The sequence below is a fragment of the Vibrio sp. 10N.247.310.17 genome (assembly GCF_041466605.1).
In the GTDB taxonomy this organism is placed as follows: domain Bacteria; phylum Pseudomonadota; class Gammaproteobacteria; order Enterobacterales; family Vibrionaceae; genus Vibrio; species Vibrio tasmaniensis_A.
In genome coordinates, this window is sequence record NZ_JBFSTC010000074.1 from 10,715 (window position 1) to 28,195 (window position 17,481).

15 protein-coding genes, 1 tRNA gene and 1 pseudogene are annotated in these 17,481 nt (G+C 44.7%); 8 read left to right on the forward strand and 9 right to left on the reverse strand.

Annotated elements, in window-relative coordinates; all coding sequences use genetic code 11:
- Positions 1 to 128 precede the first annotated feature (128 nt).
- Together AB6D80_RS18090 and gap are read right to left on the reverse strand one after the other, a co-directional pair.
- Positions 129 to 1,013, reverse strand: a complete 885-nt coding sequence (locus AB6D80_RS18090) for a D-hexose-6-phosphate mutarotase (protein ID WP_372189198.1) — start codon at positions 1,011 to 1,013, stop codon at positions 129 to 131.
- A 243-nt stretch (positions 1,014 to 1,256) separates the two neighbouring features.
- On the reverse strand, positions 1,257 to 2,252 hold the full coding sequence (gene gap, locus AB6D80_RS18095) for a type I glyceraldehyde-3-phosphate dehydrogenase (protein ID WP_009848658.1): 996 nt from the start codon (positions 2,250 to 2,252) through the stop codon (positions 1,257 to 1,259).
- Positions 2,253 to 2,571: 319 nt separating this feature from the next.
- Between gap and msrB the strand changes: the two genes are divergently transcribed.
- Entirely contained in the window at positions 2,572 to 3,009 is a 438-nt protein-coding gene (gene msrB, locus AB6D80_RS18100) for a peptide-methionine (R)-S-oxide reductase MsrB (protein WP_372189200.1), read from the forward strand.
- A 180-nt stretch (positions 3,010 to 3,189) separates the two neighbouring features.
- Here msrB and AB6D80_RS18105 read toward each other — a convergent pair whose 3' ends face one another.
- On the reverse strand, positions 3,190 to 3,996 hold the full coding sequence (locus AB6D80_RS18105; RefSeq protein WP_029225310.1) for a DUF2989 domain-containing protein: 807 nt from the start codon (positions 3,994 to 3,996) through the stop codon (positions 3,190 to 3,192).
- A 113-nt stretch (positions 3,997 to 4,109) separates the two neighbouring features.
- Here AB6D80_RS18105 and AB6D80_RS18110 point away from each other — a divergent pair, with 113 nt between their 5' ends.
- Positions 4,110 to 4,391, forward strand: a complete 282-nt coding sequence (locus AB6D80_RS18110) for a YeaC family protein (RefSeq protein WP_009848655.1) — start codon at positions 4,110 to 4,112, stop codon at positions 4,389 to 4,391.
- Between the two features lie 148 nt (positions 4,392 to 4,539).
- Here the strand turns inward: AB6D80_RS18110 and ansA are convergent, their stop codons facing one another.
- Positions 4,540 to 5,556 (reverse strand): asparaginase, encoded by a 1,017-nt coding sequence (gene ansA, locus AB6D80_RS18115; protein ID WP_012603507.1) that lies wholly within the window; start codon positions 5,554 to 5,556, stop codon positions 4,540 to 4,542.
- A 118-nt stretch (positions 5,557 to 5,674) separates the two neighbouring features.
- A complete protein-coding gene (gene sppA / locus AB6D80_RS18120) occupies positions 5,675 to 7,525 on the reverse strand; it encodes a signal peptide peptidase SppA (RefSeq protein ID WP_017099418.1) in 1,851 nt (616 codons plus the stop codon).
- A gap of 279 nt (positions 7,526 to 7,804) precedes the next feature.
- Here sppA and AB6D80_RS18125 point away from each other — a divergent pair, with 279 nt between their 5' ends.
- The 3 genes from AB6D80_RS18125 to AB6D80_RS18135 all read left to right on the forward strand — a co-directional run bounded on the left by AB6D80_RS18125 (position 7,805) and on the right by AB6D80_RS18135 (position 12,727).
- Entirely contained in the window at positions 7,805 to 9,814 is a 2,010-nt protein-coding gene (locus tag AB6D80_RS18125; protein ID WP_029224084.1) for an NADPH-dependent 2,4-dienoyl-CoA reductase, read from the forward strand.
- A gap of 245 nt (positions 9,815 to 10,059) precedes the next feature.
- Positions 10,060 to 10,608 carry an NAD(P)H nitroreductase gene (locus AB6D80_RS18130; RefSeq protein ID WP_372189202.1) on the forward strand — a complete coding sequence of 183 codons (549 nt, stop codon included), beginning with the start codon at positions 10,060 to 10,062 and terminating at the stop codon, positions 10,606 to 10,608.
- Between the two features lie 127 nt (positions 10,609 to 10,735).
- Positions 10,736 to 12,727, forward strand: a complete 1,992-nt coding sequence (locus tag AB6D80_RS18135; RefSeq protein ID WP_372189204.1) for a DNA topoisomerase III — start codon at positions 10,736 to 10,738, stop codon at positions 12,725 to 12,727.
- A gap of 39 nt (positions 12,728 to 12,766) precedes the next feature.
- Here the strand turns inward: AB6D80_RS18135 and AB6D80_RS18140 are convergent, their stop codons facing one another.
- The 3 genes from AB6D80_RS18140 to AB6D80_RS18150 are packed head-to-tail and all read right to left on the reverse strand — an operon-like array spanning position 12,767 to position 14,613.
- Positions 12,767 to 13,768, reverse strand: coding sequence for a DUF3080 domain-containing protein (locus AB6D80_RS18140; protein WP_372189205.1), 1,002 nt, complete (start codon positions 13,766 to 13,768; stop codon positions 12,767 to 12,769).
- Positions 13,769 to 13,775: 7 nt separating this feature from the next.
- Positions 13,776 to 14,462, reverse strand: a complete 687-nt coding sequence (locus AB6D80_RS18145; RefSeq protein ID WP_372189207.1) for an SDR family oxidoreductase — start codon at positions 14,460 to 14,462, stop codon at positions 13,776 to 13,778.
- Between the two features lie 25 nt (positions 14,463 to 14,487).
- Positions 14,488 to 14,613 (reverse strand): hypothetical protein, encoded by a 126-nt coding sequence (locus AB6D80_RS18150; RefSeq protein ID WP_269146598.1) that lies wholly within the window; start codon positions 14,611 to 14,613, stop codon positions 14,488 to 14,490.
- Positions 14,614 to 14,724: 111 nt separating this feature from the next.
- Here AB6D80_RS18150 and AB6D80_RS18155 point away from each other — a divergent pair, with 111 nt between their 5' ends.
- Positions 14,725 to 15,645, forward strand: a complete 921-nt coding sequence (locus tag AB6D80_RS18155; RefSeq protein ID WP_372189209.1) for a histone deacetylase — start codon at positions 14,725 to 14,727, stop codon at positions 15,643 to 15,645.
- A 65-nt stretch (positions 15,646 to 15,710) separates the two neighbouring features.
- Here AB6D80_RS18155 and AB6D80_RS18160 read toward each other — a convergent pair.
- Positions 15,711 to 15,801: transfer RNA gene (locus AB6D80_RS18160), tRNA-Ser, on the reverse strand.
- A gap of 325 nt (positions 15,802 to 16,126) precedes the next feature.
- Between AB6D80_RS18160 and AB6D80_RS18165 the strand changes: the two genes are divergently transcribed.
- A complete protein-coding gene (locus tag AB6D80_RS18165; RefSeq protein WP_009848694.1) occupies positions 16,127 to 16,570 on the forward strand; it encodes an Rrf2 family transcriptional regulator in 444 nt (147 codons plus the stop codon).
- A 36-nt stretch (positions 16,571 to 16,606) separates the two neighbouring features.
- A pseudogene (locus tag AB6D80_RS18170) lies at positions 16,607 to 17,425 on the forward strand (NnrS family protein); the annotation flags it as partial.
- Between the last annotated feature and the right edge of the window lie 56 nt (positions 17,426 to 17,481).

A 17,481-nucleotide genomic window follows, 5' to 3' on the forward strand; every position in this document is an offset into this window, starting at 1 on the left:
AATAGAGATAGAGATAGAGATAGAGATAGAGATAGAGATAGAGATAGAGATAGAGATAGAGATGGTTAGGGCAATAAAAATGCAGCTCATGGGCTGCATTTTCGAATCTAATTGGCCTAGCTTTAAGCTTATTTCGAAGCAATCACCGTAATCAGCTGGTGGCTTTCACCAGGCTGTAACGTTTTGCCTGCTTCTAGGCTTGGTGCGTGCAGTGTTGACTCGACACACATCATGGTTAGGTAACCGTCGTCTTGCATGTCGCCCATACCTGCAGCCCCTTCCGCCCACGGGTTCCACAGTACTGCGGAGTTATGACCGTGGTTTTCAACCGTTAGCGTGCGATCCAGCTTTTTGTCAGCAACAAAGATTTGCGCTTCTGGTTGCGTGTAAACGCGGTCAATCGTGTCAGTCAGTACCAGTTCAGCACCACCTTGGCAGATCTTGCCACCTTGTAGGCTATCAATGTACTCAGCACCCATACCCGTTGTGGTTGTGTTGTGAATATCGCCAACGTTTAGGTAAGTGTGCAGTGCACCAGAGAAAGTCCATGGCTGAGAATCAGTGTTCTTCACGTCCAGCGTTATTTTTAGCTGCTCGCCGATCTCAACATTCAAACGTGCATCAAACTGATGAGGCCATACTGCTAGCGTCTCTTCGCTTGGCTTCAGACCTAAGCTAACAATAACGCCAGCTTCGCTTTCACGGTGCTCAACTAATTGCCATTCGCTTGAACGTGCAAAACCATGCGCTGGGGCTGCAATGCGACCAAACCAAGGCCAACATACTGGAATACCACCACGCAGAGCCGTTTTGCCGTCGAATTTAGCTTGTTGGCTCATCCAAATTAGGTCTTCTTGACCTTGTGGTTGAAATGACACCACATGACCGCCAAACAACGAAATCGCTGCGTTTGCTTTATCGTGGATAACACGAACTAGTTTTACACCTTCGTGCTCAACGATAGTGACGTTGTTAGAAAGTACCGCCAGTGCAGGTAGAGTAGATAAATCCATTACATGATCCTTCTAAGGAAATTGAATTCAAATGCTGACTAGAGCTAGGGTGCTTGTGATTTTATGAGTGACAAGCAGAGTCAGTATTGGAATTGAATTTCAGTGTTTTGGTGATCGGGATTGAAGTCGGAAGTTGTTTAAAAGATAGCAGGTATTAAAAAGGCGACACTAAGGTCGCCTTTTTCAAAGTCTGCTCAAAACAGTCTTCGCTAATGCTTATCTAAAGCTATTTCTAAAAAGAAATTACTTAGAGATGTGAGCGATTAGGTCTAGAACTTTGTTTGAGTAACCGATTTCGTTGTCGTACCAAGATACAACTTTAACGAATTTGTCAGTTAGAGCAACACCAGCTTTAGCATCGAATACTGAAGTTTGAACTTCACCGATGAAATCTTGTGATACTACTTGGTCTTCAGTGTAACCAAGAACGCCAGCCATTTCGCCTTCAGAAGCTTCTTTCATTGCAGCACAAATTTCTTCGTAAGATGCAGCTTCTTTTAGGTTAACAGTTAGGTCAACTACAGATACGTTAGCAGTTGGAACACGGAAAGCCATACCAGTTAGAAGGCCGTTTAGTTCTGGAAGAACAACGCCTACAGCTTTAGCAGCACCAGTTGAAGATGGGATGATGTTTTGAGAAGCACCACGGCCACCGCGCCAGTCTTTAGCAGAAGGGCCATCTACAGTTTTTTGAGTTGCTGTAGTAGCGTGAACTGTAGTCATAAGACCAGACTCAATGCCCCACTTATCGTTAAGTACTTTAGCGATAGGTGCAAGACAGTTAGTAGTACAAGAAGCGTTAGAAACGATGTCTTGACCAGCGTAAGATGCTTGGTTAACGCCCATTACGAACATTGGAGTTGCATCTTTAGAAGGACCAGTAAGAACTACTTTCTTAGCGCCAGCAGTGATGTGCTTACGTGCAGTCTCGTCAGTTAGGAAAAGACCAGTTGCTTCAGCAACTACGTCTACTTCGATAGCATCCCACTTAAGGTCTTCTGGGTTACGCTCAGCTGTAACACGTACAGTTTTACCGTTAACGATTAGGTTACCGCCTTCAACTTCAACAGTACCGTTGAAACGGCCGTGAGTTGAGTCGTACTTAAGCATGTATGCCATGTACTCTACGTCGATTAGATCGTTAATACCTACTACTTCGATGTCTGCACGCTCTTGAGCTGCGCGGAATACGAAACGGCCGATACGGCCAAAACCGTTAATACCTACTTTGATAGTCATTGTAGTTGCTCCACAACTTAATTTCTGATTAAAGATAACTGGTAGTAAAATTACAGAATCCAGTATACATCTGCAATAGATAATCCGACTTAACTTGTTTAATGTCAAAAAAAAGCGACGCTTTTCTTAACAATTGGGTGTAAGTGGTTGAAAATTGACCATTGCGAGTGGCTCTGTACCCTTCCAGTTGGGTAAAATACCTCTAAATGATGATTCACTTATGAGTGTATATGTACAATGTTTCCTGGTGAGAAAGTATGTGCTACAAAACGACTCATATGCAAGCCTTTATAGAAAAAAGTAAATATAATAACTGATAATGTGGAGAGATATTAACGTGATTCAAAAGGGAGGAAATATGATAAAGCCTGATGAATACTGGCGTGAACGCCTAACGGACGATGAATTTTCTGTGTGTCGTCAACGTGGTACCGAAGCCCCATATAGCGGTAAGTTACTGCACAACCATAAGATGGGTGTCTATAGCTGCACATGCTGTGAAAGCCCTTTGTTTCTGTCGGATAACAAATATGATTCAGGGTGCGGTTGGCCAAGCTTTGATGCCCCAGTGAATGATGAAGCAGTACGCTATATAGAAGATCTAAGTCACGGAATGAAGCGTGTAGAGATCCGTTGTACCGCTTGTGATAGCCATTTAGGTCACGTTTTTCCTGATGGTCCGAAGACAACCGGTGAACGGTTCTGTGTTAATTCTGTGTCGTTAATTTTCAACAAAAATGACGAAAGTACCAAATAACTTGTCACAATTGTCTAATCCTTACAGGCGTATTTGTTGATTGAGTGGTACTGAACCGCTCAATAGCTCAGTATTTCAGAGTTATTTCTAGCACAAACAAAAACAGCTACCATGATGGTAGCTGTTTTTTTTGAAAGCTCGTGAATAGAACGTTTGGACTAGAAAACGAGAACAGTGCGATCAGTAACGAGGGACGATTGAAGAGCTGTAAACCTCATCTTCAATAGCTTCTACTATATTGTCCGCGTCTTGATTCAGTTGTTCGTATGTTGACTCATCGAAACGGTACAACACGGTAAGTTCTGCTTCCGAAGCAATAGGTACATCAAACTCTTTCGCTACCATGGCCCACACGTACGCCTTTTCCATATGCCCAAGGCTGTGGTTGATACTCGCCATCGATTTGAAGATCTCGGTGTTGACCTTCGAACCATTAGAAAGCGTTAACGCATTGTTGAGTAGCTTAAGCGTTTTTTCATGGTCACGGGTAGTATAAAAAGTGGCTAGCGCATATTGCATCTCTGCTGTGTTTAATGCTTCTGTCCCTTCTAATTGCAGGAAACTGCGTCTTGCGTTGGTATCCCCAGTTTGTGACCACATAAAATAAAGCGTTTCCGGGGTATTTGATCGCGAGAGTTCATCAACAATACGCTCAGACTCTTCGATACTATTCATTAAGGAGATGAAGCGACGTTCTTGAAGTTTGGATTGATCAATCGTTTCAATTTGTGCTGCAAGTTCTAAACACTTTTTGTAGGCAGAGACTAATTCGAACTCTTTAATCTTATTGGTATCGCTGGGGTTTTCTTTTGCTTCAAATCGATGCCAGACGAGGTCGGTACGTGCGACACGGCACTGTCCGTCGTTCATATTTAACTTTTCACACTGAAGCCACGGGTTGCTTTCGCACAATTGAGCGGTATTTTTGTTCCCGTCAAAACACCCAACCAGAGTGAAAGGCAATAGGCTTAGTACCAACCATTTCATAATTTTCATATTCCTTCACTTGTGATCAAATACACTTATTTTCAGTCAGGTTCTTGACTCAATTCTGATACGGGTTATTTTCTGGTGAAAATTGTTAAAACTAAGGCCTTACCATGGATGCAGAACAACTTCTTAGCGCAATGACCCCCGAGGTCTACGAACGTTTAAACTATGCAGTTGAAACGGGGAAATGGCCAGAAGGAACGGCGCTCTCTAAAGAACAGCGCGACTCGTGTATGCAGGCGGTTATGTTGTATCAATCGAAACATAACTCTGAAGCTCAACATATGACAATTGCAGCCGGCGGAGAAATTAGCTTTAAATCAAAGTCTGAACTAAAGAAGCAGTTTAAGTCCGACCAAGAAGATATTGTTAGAGTTAATCCTAATCATTAGGCTTAAATTACAACAAAGGGGTGGCACAGTGCCACCCCTTTTTTACTGTTAAGCTGTTTATTTATAAACAATAATACGATTTAGTTCAGGTTTACGTGAGGGGCTTGATTAAAGGTAAGCCCTCGGCTAAACGAATCGCAGGATAGGCTTATAAGCTCATCTCACCGCGTAACACTTGTTGCATTTGAGCCTTCACTTCTTCGTAGCTTAAATCTTGGCTCAATAGATAATGTAATTTCGCCAGTGCTGCTTCTGGTGTCATATCGTAACCACTGATAACGCCCGATTCTGCTAGTGCACAACCCGTCGCGTAACCACCCATGTTGACTTTACCTGCCAAACACTGAGTTAGGTTCACCACAATCACACCTCGCTCTGAGGCATCTTTTAAGTGTTGAAGTAGTTCTTGATTTTGCGGTGCGTTACCAACACCAAAAGTAAGCAGAATCATTGCATTTACAGGCTGTAGTAGCGTGTTGCGAATCACCTCATGCGAGATTCCTGGGTACATTGTAATTACACCGATGGGTTGCGGAGTAATGTTATGAACCTTGAAAGCACCTTCAGGTTGTTCGTTTACCTTAACGTTATTGCTGATCTGGATATTGATACCCGCTTCTAGCAATGGGGTTAGGTTTGGAGAGGTAAACGCATTGAAGCCATCTGCGTGTGATTTTGTACTGCGGTTACCGCGCATCAACTTGTTGTTGAAGAACAGTGTCACTTCATTGATCGGATAGTTCGCTGCAATGTGCAGAGCATTAAGCAGGTTTGCTTGTCCGTCTGAACGTAATTCTGCTAATGGGATCTGTGAGCCCGTAACAATCACAGGTTTGCCGAGGTTTTCTAACATGAATGACAGAGCTGAGGCGGTGTAAGCCATGGTGTCTGTACCGTGCAGGATAACGAAACCATCGTACTTATCGTAGTTCGCGCGAATATCATCAGCGATAGTCTGCCAATCAAGTGGCGTCATATCTGAAGAGTCCATTAATGGAGAGTATTCATGAATGGTGTACTCAGGCATTTCTGGGCGATGGAATTCAGGCATGCCAGCTAGCTGCTTATCCATAAAACCTGCGACTGGGACATAGCCGTGGTCCAAAGACTTCTGCATGCCAATTGTGCCGCCGGTATACGCGATATAGATGTGTTTTCTTTCCATGGCGATTAATACTTAGTGTGATATAGGGAACAGGGGGGCGATTATAGCGAATTATCATGCAATAAAAAGAGGCGCCTCACACAGAGGCGCCTCTTGATAACAAAGCGTTGAGCTTATCTTATTGAACTTGGCAGTTTAAGCAAAAAGCATATCGGCCTTGTGGGTCGTTAAAGTTACCTAACAGTTGGCTATCTTGAGCTAACTGTTGAGTAACAGGCTGTAAACTGCTTGGAATCATTGACTGAATATCAAGGCCTATCGACATCTGAACTTGGTTCATAAATTCTTGAATAAATAGTTCAGTGGCTGAAAGAGGCTCTTCTACCCAGTAAATGTTGTAGGTCTCAAGCTCTGCAAGTGAAGCCGCAGCTGTAATCGCATCATCAAAATCACCAATTTCATCGACTAGACCTTTCTCGATTGCATCTTGGCCTGTCCATACTCGACCTTGAGCAATCTTGTCGACAGCATCGACTTCCAGACCGCGATTTTCTCCAACTAGGCTGATGAATCGGCGGTATCCGTTTTCAATGCCCATTTGGAACGCGTCTTTCGCGCCTTCGCTAAGCCCTGTTGTAATACCAAGACCTGAGAAAGGTGAGGTGCCAACGCCATCGGTGTAAACGCCGATATCGTTCAAGCCTTTCTCAAAGGTCGTGATAACACTGAAGATACCGATCGAGCCTGTTAGTGTGGTTGGTTGAGCCAAAATCTTGTCTGCGCCCATCGAGATCCAATAACCACCAGAAGCAGCCAGGCTAGACATAGAAACCACAACAGGTTTACCAGCTTGCTTGATCGCTTCTATTTCATTGCGGATAACTTCTGAAGCAAATGCGCTACCACCTGGACTGTCTACACGAAGTACAACCGCTTTTACTTTGTCGTCGTTGCGCGCTTGGCGAAGTAGGGCGGCCGTGGTATCACCACCAACGGTGCCACGTGGCTGCTTGCCATCCATAATTGCGCCGCTAGCGACAATTACAGCGACATCGTGCGATTCACTTGTTAGGTCAGGAAGCATGGTTGTACGGTACTCGTAGTACCCCAACGCGTTATAGCTGTCTTGACCGTCACTGCCGAAGACGTCTGCGAGCTCTAGACGAACTTGTTGGCGAGTTGCCAGTTCGTCAACTAAACCAAGCTTCTCTGCCAGTTTTGCGATATCGCCATCAACCGACTCAAGGTCTTTTAAGAAAGAGTCCATGCTTGGGTTCAAGGTTTTAGCATCGATCTGGCGGTTGTTGCTTACGTCATCAACGTATGCTCCCCACAGTTGACCCAACCAACGAGAAGCTGACTCTTTCGCTGCGTCTGACATATCGTCGCGAATGAAAGGTTCGATTGCAGACTTATAAGTACCGACGCGGAATACATGTGTATTTACGTCAAGCTTCTCTAATAGAGTTTTGTAGAATAGCGAGTAAGCACTGTAGCCTTTAAGAAGAACCCCACCATCTGGTGATAGGAAGACTTTAGTTGCGTAGCTGGCTAGGTAGTATTGGCTTTGGTTGTAAAAGTCACCCACCGCATAAATTGGTTTGCCAGTTGCTTTGAACTCGTTGAGCGCTTTAGCAATGTAGCGAAGCTTGGTCAGATTGGTTTCTGGCAGTTCTTTGAGTGCTAAAACGATACCAGTTACCTTGTCATCGTCTTTGGCGTAGCGAATCGTTTCAACAATATCAAACAGGACGTTCTCTTTTGGAAGGTCTTTGCCAAGCAGTGAACCCGTGACTGAATCCATCGGATTGATATAGCGACTTTGCTCCACGATAGGACCAGACAGGTTAAGCACTAAAGCCGATTCCTGTGGAACAGTGGGTTGAGTTGTGTCTGAGTGGAAGTATACAAAGTAGATGATGGCGATACTGAGTAAAAAGAAAAGGTTAACCAGCGCAAGACGCACAAACGTGATGAGCTTCCAAATCCCTTTAAAGATCATGCCTATAAATTTGAATATTTTTTTCATTCTGTCTCCGCAGTGAGATCACGTCGCTTTAACAAGCTGTAGTACCATTAATCTCAATAATATGAACTGCTTGATATCCTACGATAATTCCCTAGCTCAAACTACACCAAGAATTGCTAATCGATATATATTCTCATTAAGTGTAGTCATATTAGGGGTTTCTGAACGATTAATACGTCCTGCATTATGATCGGTGTTACAAAAATGTAAACAGTTGTTTGAACTTTTGGTGATTGAGTTATATTGTGGTCTGACCACGAGGATATAATAATAGAAGTGATGTCTGCCATGTACCCACATTTACTCGAACCACTCGATCTTGGATTTACTCAGTTACGTAACCGTGTATTGATGGGATCAATGCACACGGGTTTAGAAGAAAATAAAGAAGGCCTCCACAAGCTTGCCGCGTTTTATGAAGAGCGAGCAAAAGGAGGCGTTGGCCTTATTGTTACCGGTGGTTTCTCTCCTAATTTACGTGGCAGATTGACCCCATTTAGTGCTGAGTTCAGTAAAGTTAAGCACGCTAAAGCTCACCAAGTTGTTACCGAGGCCGTGCATAAGCACGGCGGTAAGATTGCCCTTCAGTTGCTACATGCTGGCCGCTATGCCATGCACCCATTCGCGCAAAGTGCTTCGGGCATCAAAGCGCCAATCGCTAAGTTTGCACCGAGTGAGATGAGCCCTCGTCAAATTAAAAAGACCATCGGTGCTTTTGCCAACAGTGCAGAGCTAGCTCAGGTTGCTGGCTATGACGGCATAGAGATCATGGGCTCCGAAGGTTACTTGATTAACCAATTTATCTGTAAACGTACCAACATGCGTTATGACGAATGGGGCGGTTCTTACGAGAAGCGTATGCGTTTCCCACTAGAGATCGTTAAATCGATTCGCGAAGCGGTGGGTAAAGATTTCATCATTATTTTCCGCTTATCGATGCTGGATTTGGTTGAGCAAGGCAGCACATTCGAAGATGTTGTACTTCTGGCTCAGAAGCTAGAAGAAGCGGGCGTGACCATTATTAATACCGGTATTGGTTGGCATGAAGCTCGTGTCCCAACTATTGCGACACAAGTTCCAAGAGGGGCATTCTCTTGGGTGACGGAAAAAGTAAAACCATACGTGTCGATCCCAGTGGTGACGTGTAACCGAATCAACACGCCAGAAGAGGCCGAACGTATCCTCAGTTCAGGACAGGCCGACATGGTATCAATGGCTCGTCCATTCTTGGCTGACCCTGACTTTGTTAATAAAGCCGCTCAAGACCAAGCGCAGTTCATTAACACCTGTATCGGTTGTAACCAAGCGTGTCTTGATAACGTATTCAAAGGCAAACGAGCGAGCTGCTTGGTGAACCCTCGCGCTTGTTACGAAACTGAAATTGTTGTGCAACCAGCTCAAGCAACCAAAACCATTGCCGTCGTCGGTGCTGGGCCAGCAGGTTTAGCTTGTGCAACAACGTTGGCACAGCGTGGGCATAAGGTTGATCTGATAGAGAAAAATGACCGCATCGGTGGACAATTTAGATTGGCAATGCAGATTCCGGGTAAAGAAGAGTTCAGAGAAACGATTCGTTACTTTGCTAACCAAATAGATGCATCAGGCGTGAACTTAAAACTGGATACTGAAGCGACGTTTGAGATGTTGTTGAAGTACGATGAAGTCGTGATGGCTGCTGGTGTTGAACCCAGAAAGCTTGATATTGAAGGGATAGATCAAGAAAACGTAGTCGACTATCAAACCTTGATTCGTGAAAAGACACCAGTAGGCGAAAAAGTCGCGATTGTTGGTGCAGGTGGTATTGGTATTGATGTGGCAACTATGCTGACAGAGCCGACTTCTCATAGCTTGGACGATTGGCTGCATGAGTGGGGCATTGATAAGAATATGGAGCACCCAGGTGGACTTTATCCTTATCCTGATTCGTTCAGTGATAAAACGGTTTGGGTGATGCAGCGTAAAGCGGGTCGTGTCGGTAAAGGTCCAGGTAAGACTACAGGTTGGATTCATAAACGCACATTAGAAAAACGTGGTGTGAACTTACTTGGTGGCGTGAGCTACAACAAGATTGACGATCAAGGTCTGCACATCAGCGTTGGTAAGAAAGATCAGGTACTCGATGCCGATTCCGTTATCGTGTGTGCGGGTCAAGTTTCTGTTCGCCCGTTTGAAGATATGTGGCAAGAGTTTGGTGGCAAACTTCACGTGATCGGTGGTGCTGATTACGCGGGTGAACTTGATGCGGTACGTGCTATTCGCCAAGGTGTTGAGTTAGCTATTAAGCTTTAACAACAAACAGAATGTTCTCGTTTGATAAGTTTGAATCAGAAAGTTCAATAAGCTGAACTAGACGGGTAACTAAGCTTGGACTAGACAGATAAATAAGGCTCCTAAGTCATAGATTTAGGGGCCTTTGTTGTTTCTAGTGTCGTTTCAAATATTGCTTCAAATAGACAGCCGTTGAGATTTATTATCGTTTGTGTTCTGTGCTACAGTTCAATTATACAAACAATAAAAATTAGTAAGGACTTCAAATGGATGCTTTGGATCTATTGCTCAACAGACGCTCTATCGCAAAACTCTCTGATCCAGCACCTGAAGGTGTCGCGTTAGAAAACATTATCAAAGCAGGTTTACGAGCTCCAGACCACGGCGCACTGACACCATGGCGCTTTGTTATCGCACAAGGTTCAGGATTACAGAAGCTCTCTGATATCTTGGTGCGTGCTGCTGAAGCGGACGAAAGCGAAGAAGCGGTGATTGAGAAAGTAAAGAAAGCGCCGTTCCGAGCTCCAATGGTCATCACCGTGATTGCTAAAGTGACCGAGCATGAGAAAGTGCCTGCGTTCGAACAACACCTTTCTGCAGGTTGTGCAGCTCAAGCCATGCAAATGGCCGCAGTCGCACAAGGCTTCCAAGGTTTTTGGCGTTCAGGTAAATGGATGTTCCACCCAGAAGTTCACCAAGCTTTCGGCCTAGAAGGCGATGACGAAATTGTTGGTTTCCTATACCTAGGCACTCTGGGCTGTACGCCAATGAAAGTACCAGAGCGTGACTTCTCAAAGTTCGTTGAGTTCTTATAGATCTCGTCAGTAAAACAACGACACAACGAATTGTTGAATGCTAACTGTATAAACAACCAGTTTTCCTTGATTTCTAGGGGCCACATTAGATAATGTGGCCCTAATTGTTTGTAGCATCTGGAAAAACATGTCTCGCCTTATTATTGCTGAAAAACCAAGCCTAGGCCGCGCGATCGCCGCCGCACTACCTAATCCACAAAAGAAAGACCAAGGGTTTATCAAATGTGGCAATGGAGATGTGGTGACTTGGTGTATTGGACACTTATTGGAGCAGGTTGAGCCAGACGCTTATGACGACCGTTACAAGAAATGGAACCTCGCTGATCTTCCTATTGTGCCAGAGCAATGGCAGCTGAGACCGCGTAAGACTTCAAGTAAACAGCTTACGGTGATCCGAAAGCTATTGAAGGACGCGACCCAAATTGTCCATGCGGGTGACCCGGATAGAGAAGGGCAGTTGCTAGTTGATGAAGTGATTGATTACTGCAAAGTATCCAAGGCTAAGAAAGAGTCGATGGATAGGCTACTGATCAGCGATTTGAACTTACCAGCGGTAAAGCGTGCGCTCTCTCAGATGCGCAGTAACCGAGACTTTATTCCACTGTCTATTTCTGCATTGGCGCGCTCTAGAGCTGATTGGCTGTATGGCATGAACATGACCCGAGCTTACACCTTGCTTGGTCAAAAGGCGGGTTACCAAGGCGTGTTGTCGGTAGGGCGAGTGCAAACGCCTGTACTTGGTTTGGTCGTAAGGCGTGATGAAGAGATCGAAAACTTCATTCCGAAAGATTACTTCACTCTGCATGCGCTGATCCCTTACCAAAACAACGGCCAGAGCTTTGATATTCGAGCGCGTTGGAAACCAAGCGAAGCATGTAAGCCATGGCAAGATGAAGAAGGCCGGGTGCTCAATCGAAAACTGGTTGAGAACGTTGCTAACCGAATTGCGAATCAACCCGCGACGGTGACAGAATCAGAGCAAAAGCAAAGTAAACAAGCTGCGCCACTGCCTTATTCGTTGTCAGCTTTGCAAATTGACGCGTCTAAGCGTTTTGGTATGAGTGCTCAGCAGGTTCTCGACACTTGTCAGTCATTGTATGAGAAACACAAACTCATCACTTACCCGCGTTCTGACAGCCGCTATCTACCTAAAGATCATTATTCGCAACGAGAGTCAGTAGTCGATGCTATCGCCAACAATGCGAAAGAGCTGCAAAGTGGTGCGCAAGGCGCGGATCTTTCTCTTAAATCCAAAGCATGGAACGACAGTAAGGTCGATGCTCACCACGCGATAATCCCAACGCCGAAGAAATCAGCGGTGAATGGCCTATCTGCTAATGAGATGAAAATCTATCAGCAAATCGCCCGCCAATATCTGATGCAGTTCTACCCACCGGCTGTTTTTGCGGATGCTAAGTTGGTTTTTGATATCGCTGGTGGTGTGTTCATCGCAAAAGGGCGACAACTTATTAGCCCAGGTTGGAAGGTGTTGATGGGGAAAACGGACACCGAAGAGAAAGGCGATGGTACAGATACGGTTCCTCCATTGGATAAAGGAACGGTGTTGACGTGTCGTGAAGGTATTATTGGTGATAAGAAAACCGAACCACCAAAGCACTTCACGGAAGCGACCTTGCTACAAGCGATGACAGGTATCGCGCGCTTTGTCGCGAACAAAGACCTTAAAGCCATTTTGAAAGAGACCGATGGCCTTGGAACAGAGGCAACTCGTGCGGGCATTCTAGATACTTTGTTCAAAAGACAGCTACTAACTCGACAAGGTAAAAGCATTCATAGCAGCCCTGCGGGGAGAGGTTTGATTAATGCCTTGCCTGAGGACTCGACCTTTCCCGACATGACCGCTCACTGGGAGCATCAGTTGCAAGGCATGGCTGAACGAAATCAAGCGTATCAACCCTTCATGCAAGAGTTAGAAAGCAAGATCGACGGTTTGATGGGCAAGGTAAAAACGGGTGAAGTCCCTGAATCTTTGCGCCATCTTCCTAAAGTCGAAAGACCAGCTTTTAAACGTCGTAAAGGCGGTGGTGCGAAGTCTTATGCCAACAAAGGTACGTATGCCAAGAAAGGTACCTATGCTAAGAAAGGCACTAAAAGCTAGGAACTGAGAGCAAACCGCTGCTTATTGGCGATATTAGACTTAACGCCCAACCTTGCGTCCGCAGCGCTTAAACAGCTGTTGCCAATAGTCGACATGGCGCCGAGTGGATGATCGAAAGGCTTGATGCGCATCTTTGATGGGAAAGTGATAACTGTGTAGCTCAGGCTGTGCGTCAAACATAGCAAGTTGGGGGGCTAGGTGCTGATAGTAGCCATCCAATTGGGCCATGTAAGGCTGAACCTTGTCAATATACTGTTGTTCGAACACATTGTTGAGATAGCGAAACTTAGTCGTGTCTCGTTGCTTCCCACAGATGATGTTGGCGTCAAAAGTAGTCAGCTGCTGGGTGATGGTATCAAGCTCTGCCGAAGCACTAGATAGTGAGTAGTACAAATCCCCAAGCGTCGAACTCTTCTCTAATCCTTCTTGAACCTCAGTAGTCTTGCCGGAAACGAGCGGTGTGTTTAACGCTTGATTTATGTGCTCTAGCGCGTCACTTGTCTGTCGAACTTGATCGCCAATATCAGCACGTAACCACTGGCTACCACGCATTTGCGACTGCATAGCTTCACTGGCATAGATGAGATTCCATTGGTGCAGTGGAAATTGTGCGAGTTTCTGTTGCTCGATTTCTCTGAGTAATTCTACGATCTCTGGTTCTAATTCGTTATTAGATAAACAATGACCAACACCTTCCAGTAGAGCGACTTGATAATCGTAATTTCGGAACTCGTCGGCGACTTTTCCAAGTACGGAGTTTCTTTCTGCAATCAGGTTGAATAATCCACATTGCCGAAGTTGATAACTGTCTATGAGCCCGATAGAGAGCGAAGGAACTTCAATAAACAGTTCTCGCTTTCTCGGTAAGCTTTCGAGCTCCCAGTCTTCCTGTATCTCGTCAGCATCTTGCACGTTGGCGATTTTGGTCTGATAGTCGTCGAAATAGTTCTGTGGGCTGTCATCGAAACATCCAGTGAGCACCATTGTTAGACACAACAGTGTTGAACGTACGAGTAAGCTTGAGATCACGCGACGAACCATGTGACGGCTACCAGTCTATTTCGCTACCATCGAAATTAAAGAAGTGACCACTCACTTCAGTATTCGATGACTCTATTACAGTCACAAGGCCTTGAGCCGAAGTCTCTGTATCAATAAGAGCATTAGGGCCGCCCATTTCCGTCTGTACCCAACCAGGATGTAACGCTAACACTGTAAAGCCATTATCGGTCAAGTCGTTGCTTAAACTCTTCACAACTGAGTTAAGAGCCGCTTTAGATGAACGATAGATGTAGCCTCCGCCTGATGTGTTTTCAGACATGCTACCCACTCTAGATGAAAGACAGGCGATCTTTTTGACGTCACTACTTTCTATAAGAGGTAATAGAGTCTCGACAAGCTTCAATGGGGCAATTGTGTTGATTTCAAATACACGACGCCACTCTTCGACATCGGTATTACCCAGACCGTAACCTTTAGGGCCATAGTAGCCAGCGTTGTTGATCAAGATATCAATCGACTCTATTTGCGAGGGGAGTTGTTCTACTGCTTGATAATCGGTTATTTCTAATTGAATGCAGGTCAGGTTGCTACTGTGGTCTGCGAGTGAGAGCAGTTCTGTTGCTGAAGAGGCGTCACGGTAAGTTGCGTACACCTTGTGATTACCTTTCAAGTATTGTTGAGTCAGACTTAAGCCTATGCCGCGGTTCGCTCCAGTAATAAAAATAACGCTCATGGTGATTCCTTTTCAGTTCAATTAGTTAAGTTTGATGGCTTAACACGAGAAAATCAACGGTCCACCAACTGGCCATTAGCATTCCTACAAAAATCATTACTGCAGCCATCGAGCCACAGATCACACCACAGATGAGTATTACGTTTTTCATTGTTGTCTCTGGAATTAATTAAAGGTAATGATAACTATTATCATTAATTAAGGTTGTCGCCAAGTCTGAGACTGTTATGATTTTGAGATTGATACGTAATACGCCCGATCTATGACTCCTTTAATTTACCATCCAATTTATTCTCAGTTGCCTTTACCAGAAGGGCATCGTTATCCAATCAATAAATATCAACTGTTGCACAGTGCTGTGAAGCACCACATGGATAGCGATCCAAAATGGGGTAATGCATTCGAAATGTTCCAGCCAATGCCTGTTTCGGTAAAACAAGTAAAGCAGGTACACGATGGTGAATATGTCGATTTGCTAGTTTCTGGAAATTTGCCTGCAGCAAAAATGAGACGTATCGGTTTTCCGTGGAGCGAACAGCTTATAGAAAGAACACTCTATTCAAGTGGTGGAACCTGCTTGGCCGCTGAAATGGCAGTAGAGAGTGGTTTAGCGATTCATTTGAGTGGTGGTTATCATCACGCACACCATGATTTTGGTAGCGGCTTTTGTTTGTTGAATGATCTGGTTTTGGCGGCTAAGCATGCGCTGACCTTTGAACATATCGATAAAGTGTTGATCGTCGATAGTGATGTTCACCATGGCGATGGCACAGCGACTCTTTGCCAAGAGAATGACGACATAATTACTTTGTCGTTCCACTGCGACAAAAATTTTCCTGCACGAAAACCACTGTCTGATTTAGATGTGCCGTTAAGCCGTGAAACTAAAGATGAGGAGTTTTTGCGTTGTTTTGAACAAGTCACTAAGCTGGCGATCGCACACCATCAACCTGATCTGATTATTTATGATGCGGGGATCGATATCCATCAAGACGATGAACTGGGTTATTTGAATGTCTCGACACAAGGGATATTTGAGCGCGACTGTTTGATGATTGAATTAGCGAAATCAGAGTCTATTCCGATGGCATGCGTAGTCGGTGGCGGATATCGAACTGAACATCAAGACTTGGTGCCCATTCATATGCAGTTACTCAACGCTGCATTGGCTGTGAATAGCTGAACCGTTGAGCTCCGTGATCTCCAGATACAAAAAAGCCGCTGATTTCTCAGCGGCTTTCTTTAATGTGGTGGAGGGATAGGGATTTGAACCCTAGAACCGCTATTAACGGTTGCCGGTTTTCAAGACCGGTGCTTTCGACCACTCAGCCATCCCTCCAGTGCCGCGTATAATATAGTGGTGTGATTCGCTTGTAAATACCTTTATTAACTGACTGCTTTTTTTATGAACAAGTTTGTGTGTTTTTATATTGTCAGAGTGAAAATATATCGAAAAATGTTTCTGATCGCTTCGACTTAGAGGATTAGATCTCGTTTGAGAAAGGAAGATGGAGCTAGGATCTCATACAACAGATGTGAGAAACGTCATTAAGATCGCAGCCTTAGCTTCTTGGTGCTTAGCCACTACTCCTCATTAGGTTAACTTGCCTTTATTACTCATAAGATTCATAATAAATACATCTTATAGAGTGAAATATCCCAACATGCATATCACACGTTACACTGATTATTCCCTACGCGTTCTGATCTATTTAGCGATCAACAACCAATCTCTTAGCACCATCGGCGACATTGCTAACAGTTATGGTATTTCTAAAAACCACTTAATGAAGATCGTTCAGCAACTCAACCTCAAAGGGCACCTGATCGCTACAAGAGGAAAAAATGGTGGTTTGAAACTCAGTTGCCATCCAAGTCAGATCAACATCGGTACGTTAGTTCGAGAGTTAGAAGACAAGCGTAACTTGGTTGAGTGTTTTGGCGAGGATAATAGCTGTGTTATTACACCAAATTGCCAATTGAAAACAATCTTTGCTGAAGCTCAAGAGTGTTTTTACAAATGCTTAGACGCTTATAGCTTGCAAGATCTCCTCGGCGAAGGGCACAGCTACAAACTAGGGCAACTTTTGGCGGTTGACGTTATTTAAGTAAGCAAGTTTTGTTTACTCACTAGGTTTACGATGATGAAAGATTTAAATCAACCCCCTAACAATGGCGTTTCAATGACGGCATTTTTTGAGCTCGCGTTTCGACCGTTTTTTTTGTTTGCATCACTTTTTAGCGTTGCAGCTCTAGTTGGTTGGGCCGCGTTTTGGAATGGTAGCGCAACTCTGAATGTTTATGGCGGAGCAATGTGGTGGCATATTCATGAAATGTTATTTGGCTTTGCAGCCACTGTCGTGGTTGGTTTTTTACTGACGGCCGTACAAAATTGGACAGGTGTCCGCAGTATTAACGGACGTGGGTTAATGATACTTCTGGTTATCTGGCTGTGTGCGAGAATAGCCATGTTCCTACCTAATGTCTTTAGCCCTTGGTTGGTGGCTGGGCTCGATTTACTGTTTTTGCCTATCGCTGTCATTTATCTTGCTCACAATATTGTCAGTGTGAAACTTTGGCGAAATCTATTGTTCGTTCCCATTTTGCTGCTAATGACTTTTGCCAATGCGGCGATGCACTATGGTGTTCTATTTCAGCAGCCAATCTTAATTTCACAAGCTAGCACAAGCATGGTGCTGTTGGTGACTCTAGTCATGTGCATTATGGGTGGACGAGTCTTTCCTATGTTTACCGCGAATGGCACACAGACACCACGAACCCCTGCATTACCATGGCTTGAAAAGCTGAGCATCGTGAGCACGATTTTCGCCGTTGTGTTGAGCTTTCAGATACTTCCAGTTCCACAAGATATCGTTGCTAGCGTGTTTATTGTCAGTGGCCTGGCAAATGCGGTTAGGGCGGTAAGGTGGAAAATATGGGTCGCTTTTAAGACTCCTCTTGTGTCAACACCTATCATTTAAGGTGTTTAGATCGCACAGTGTAGCGAGTCTTACTAAAA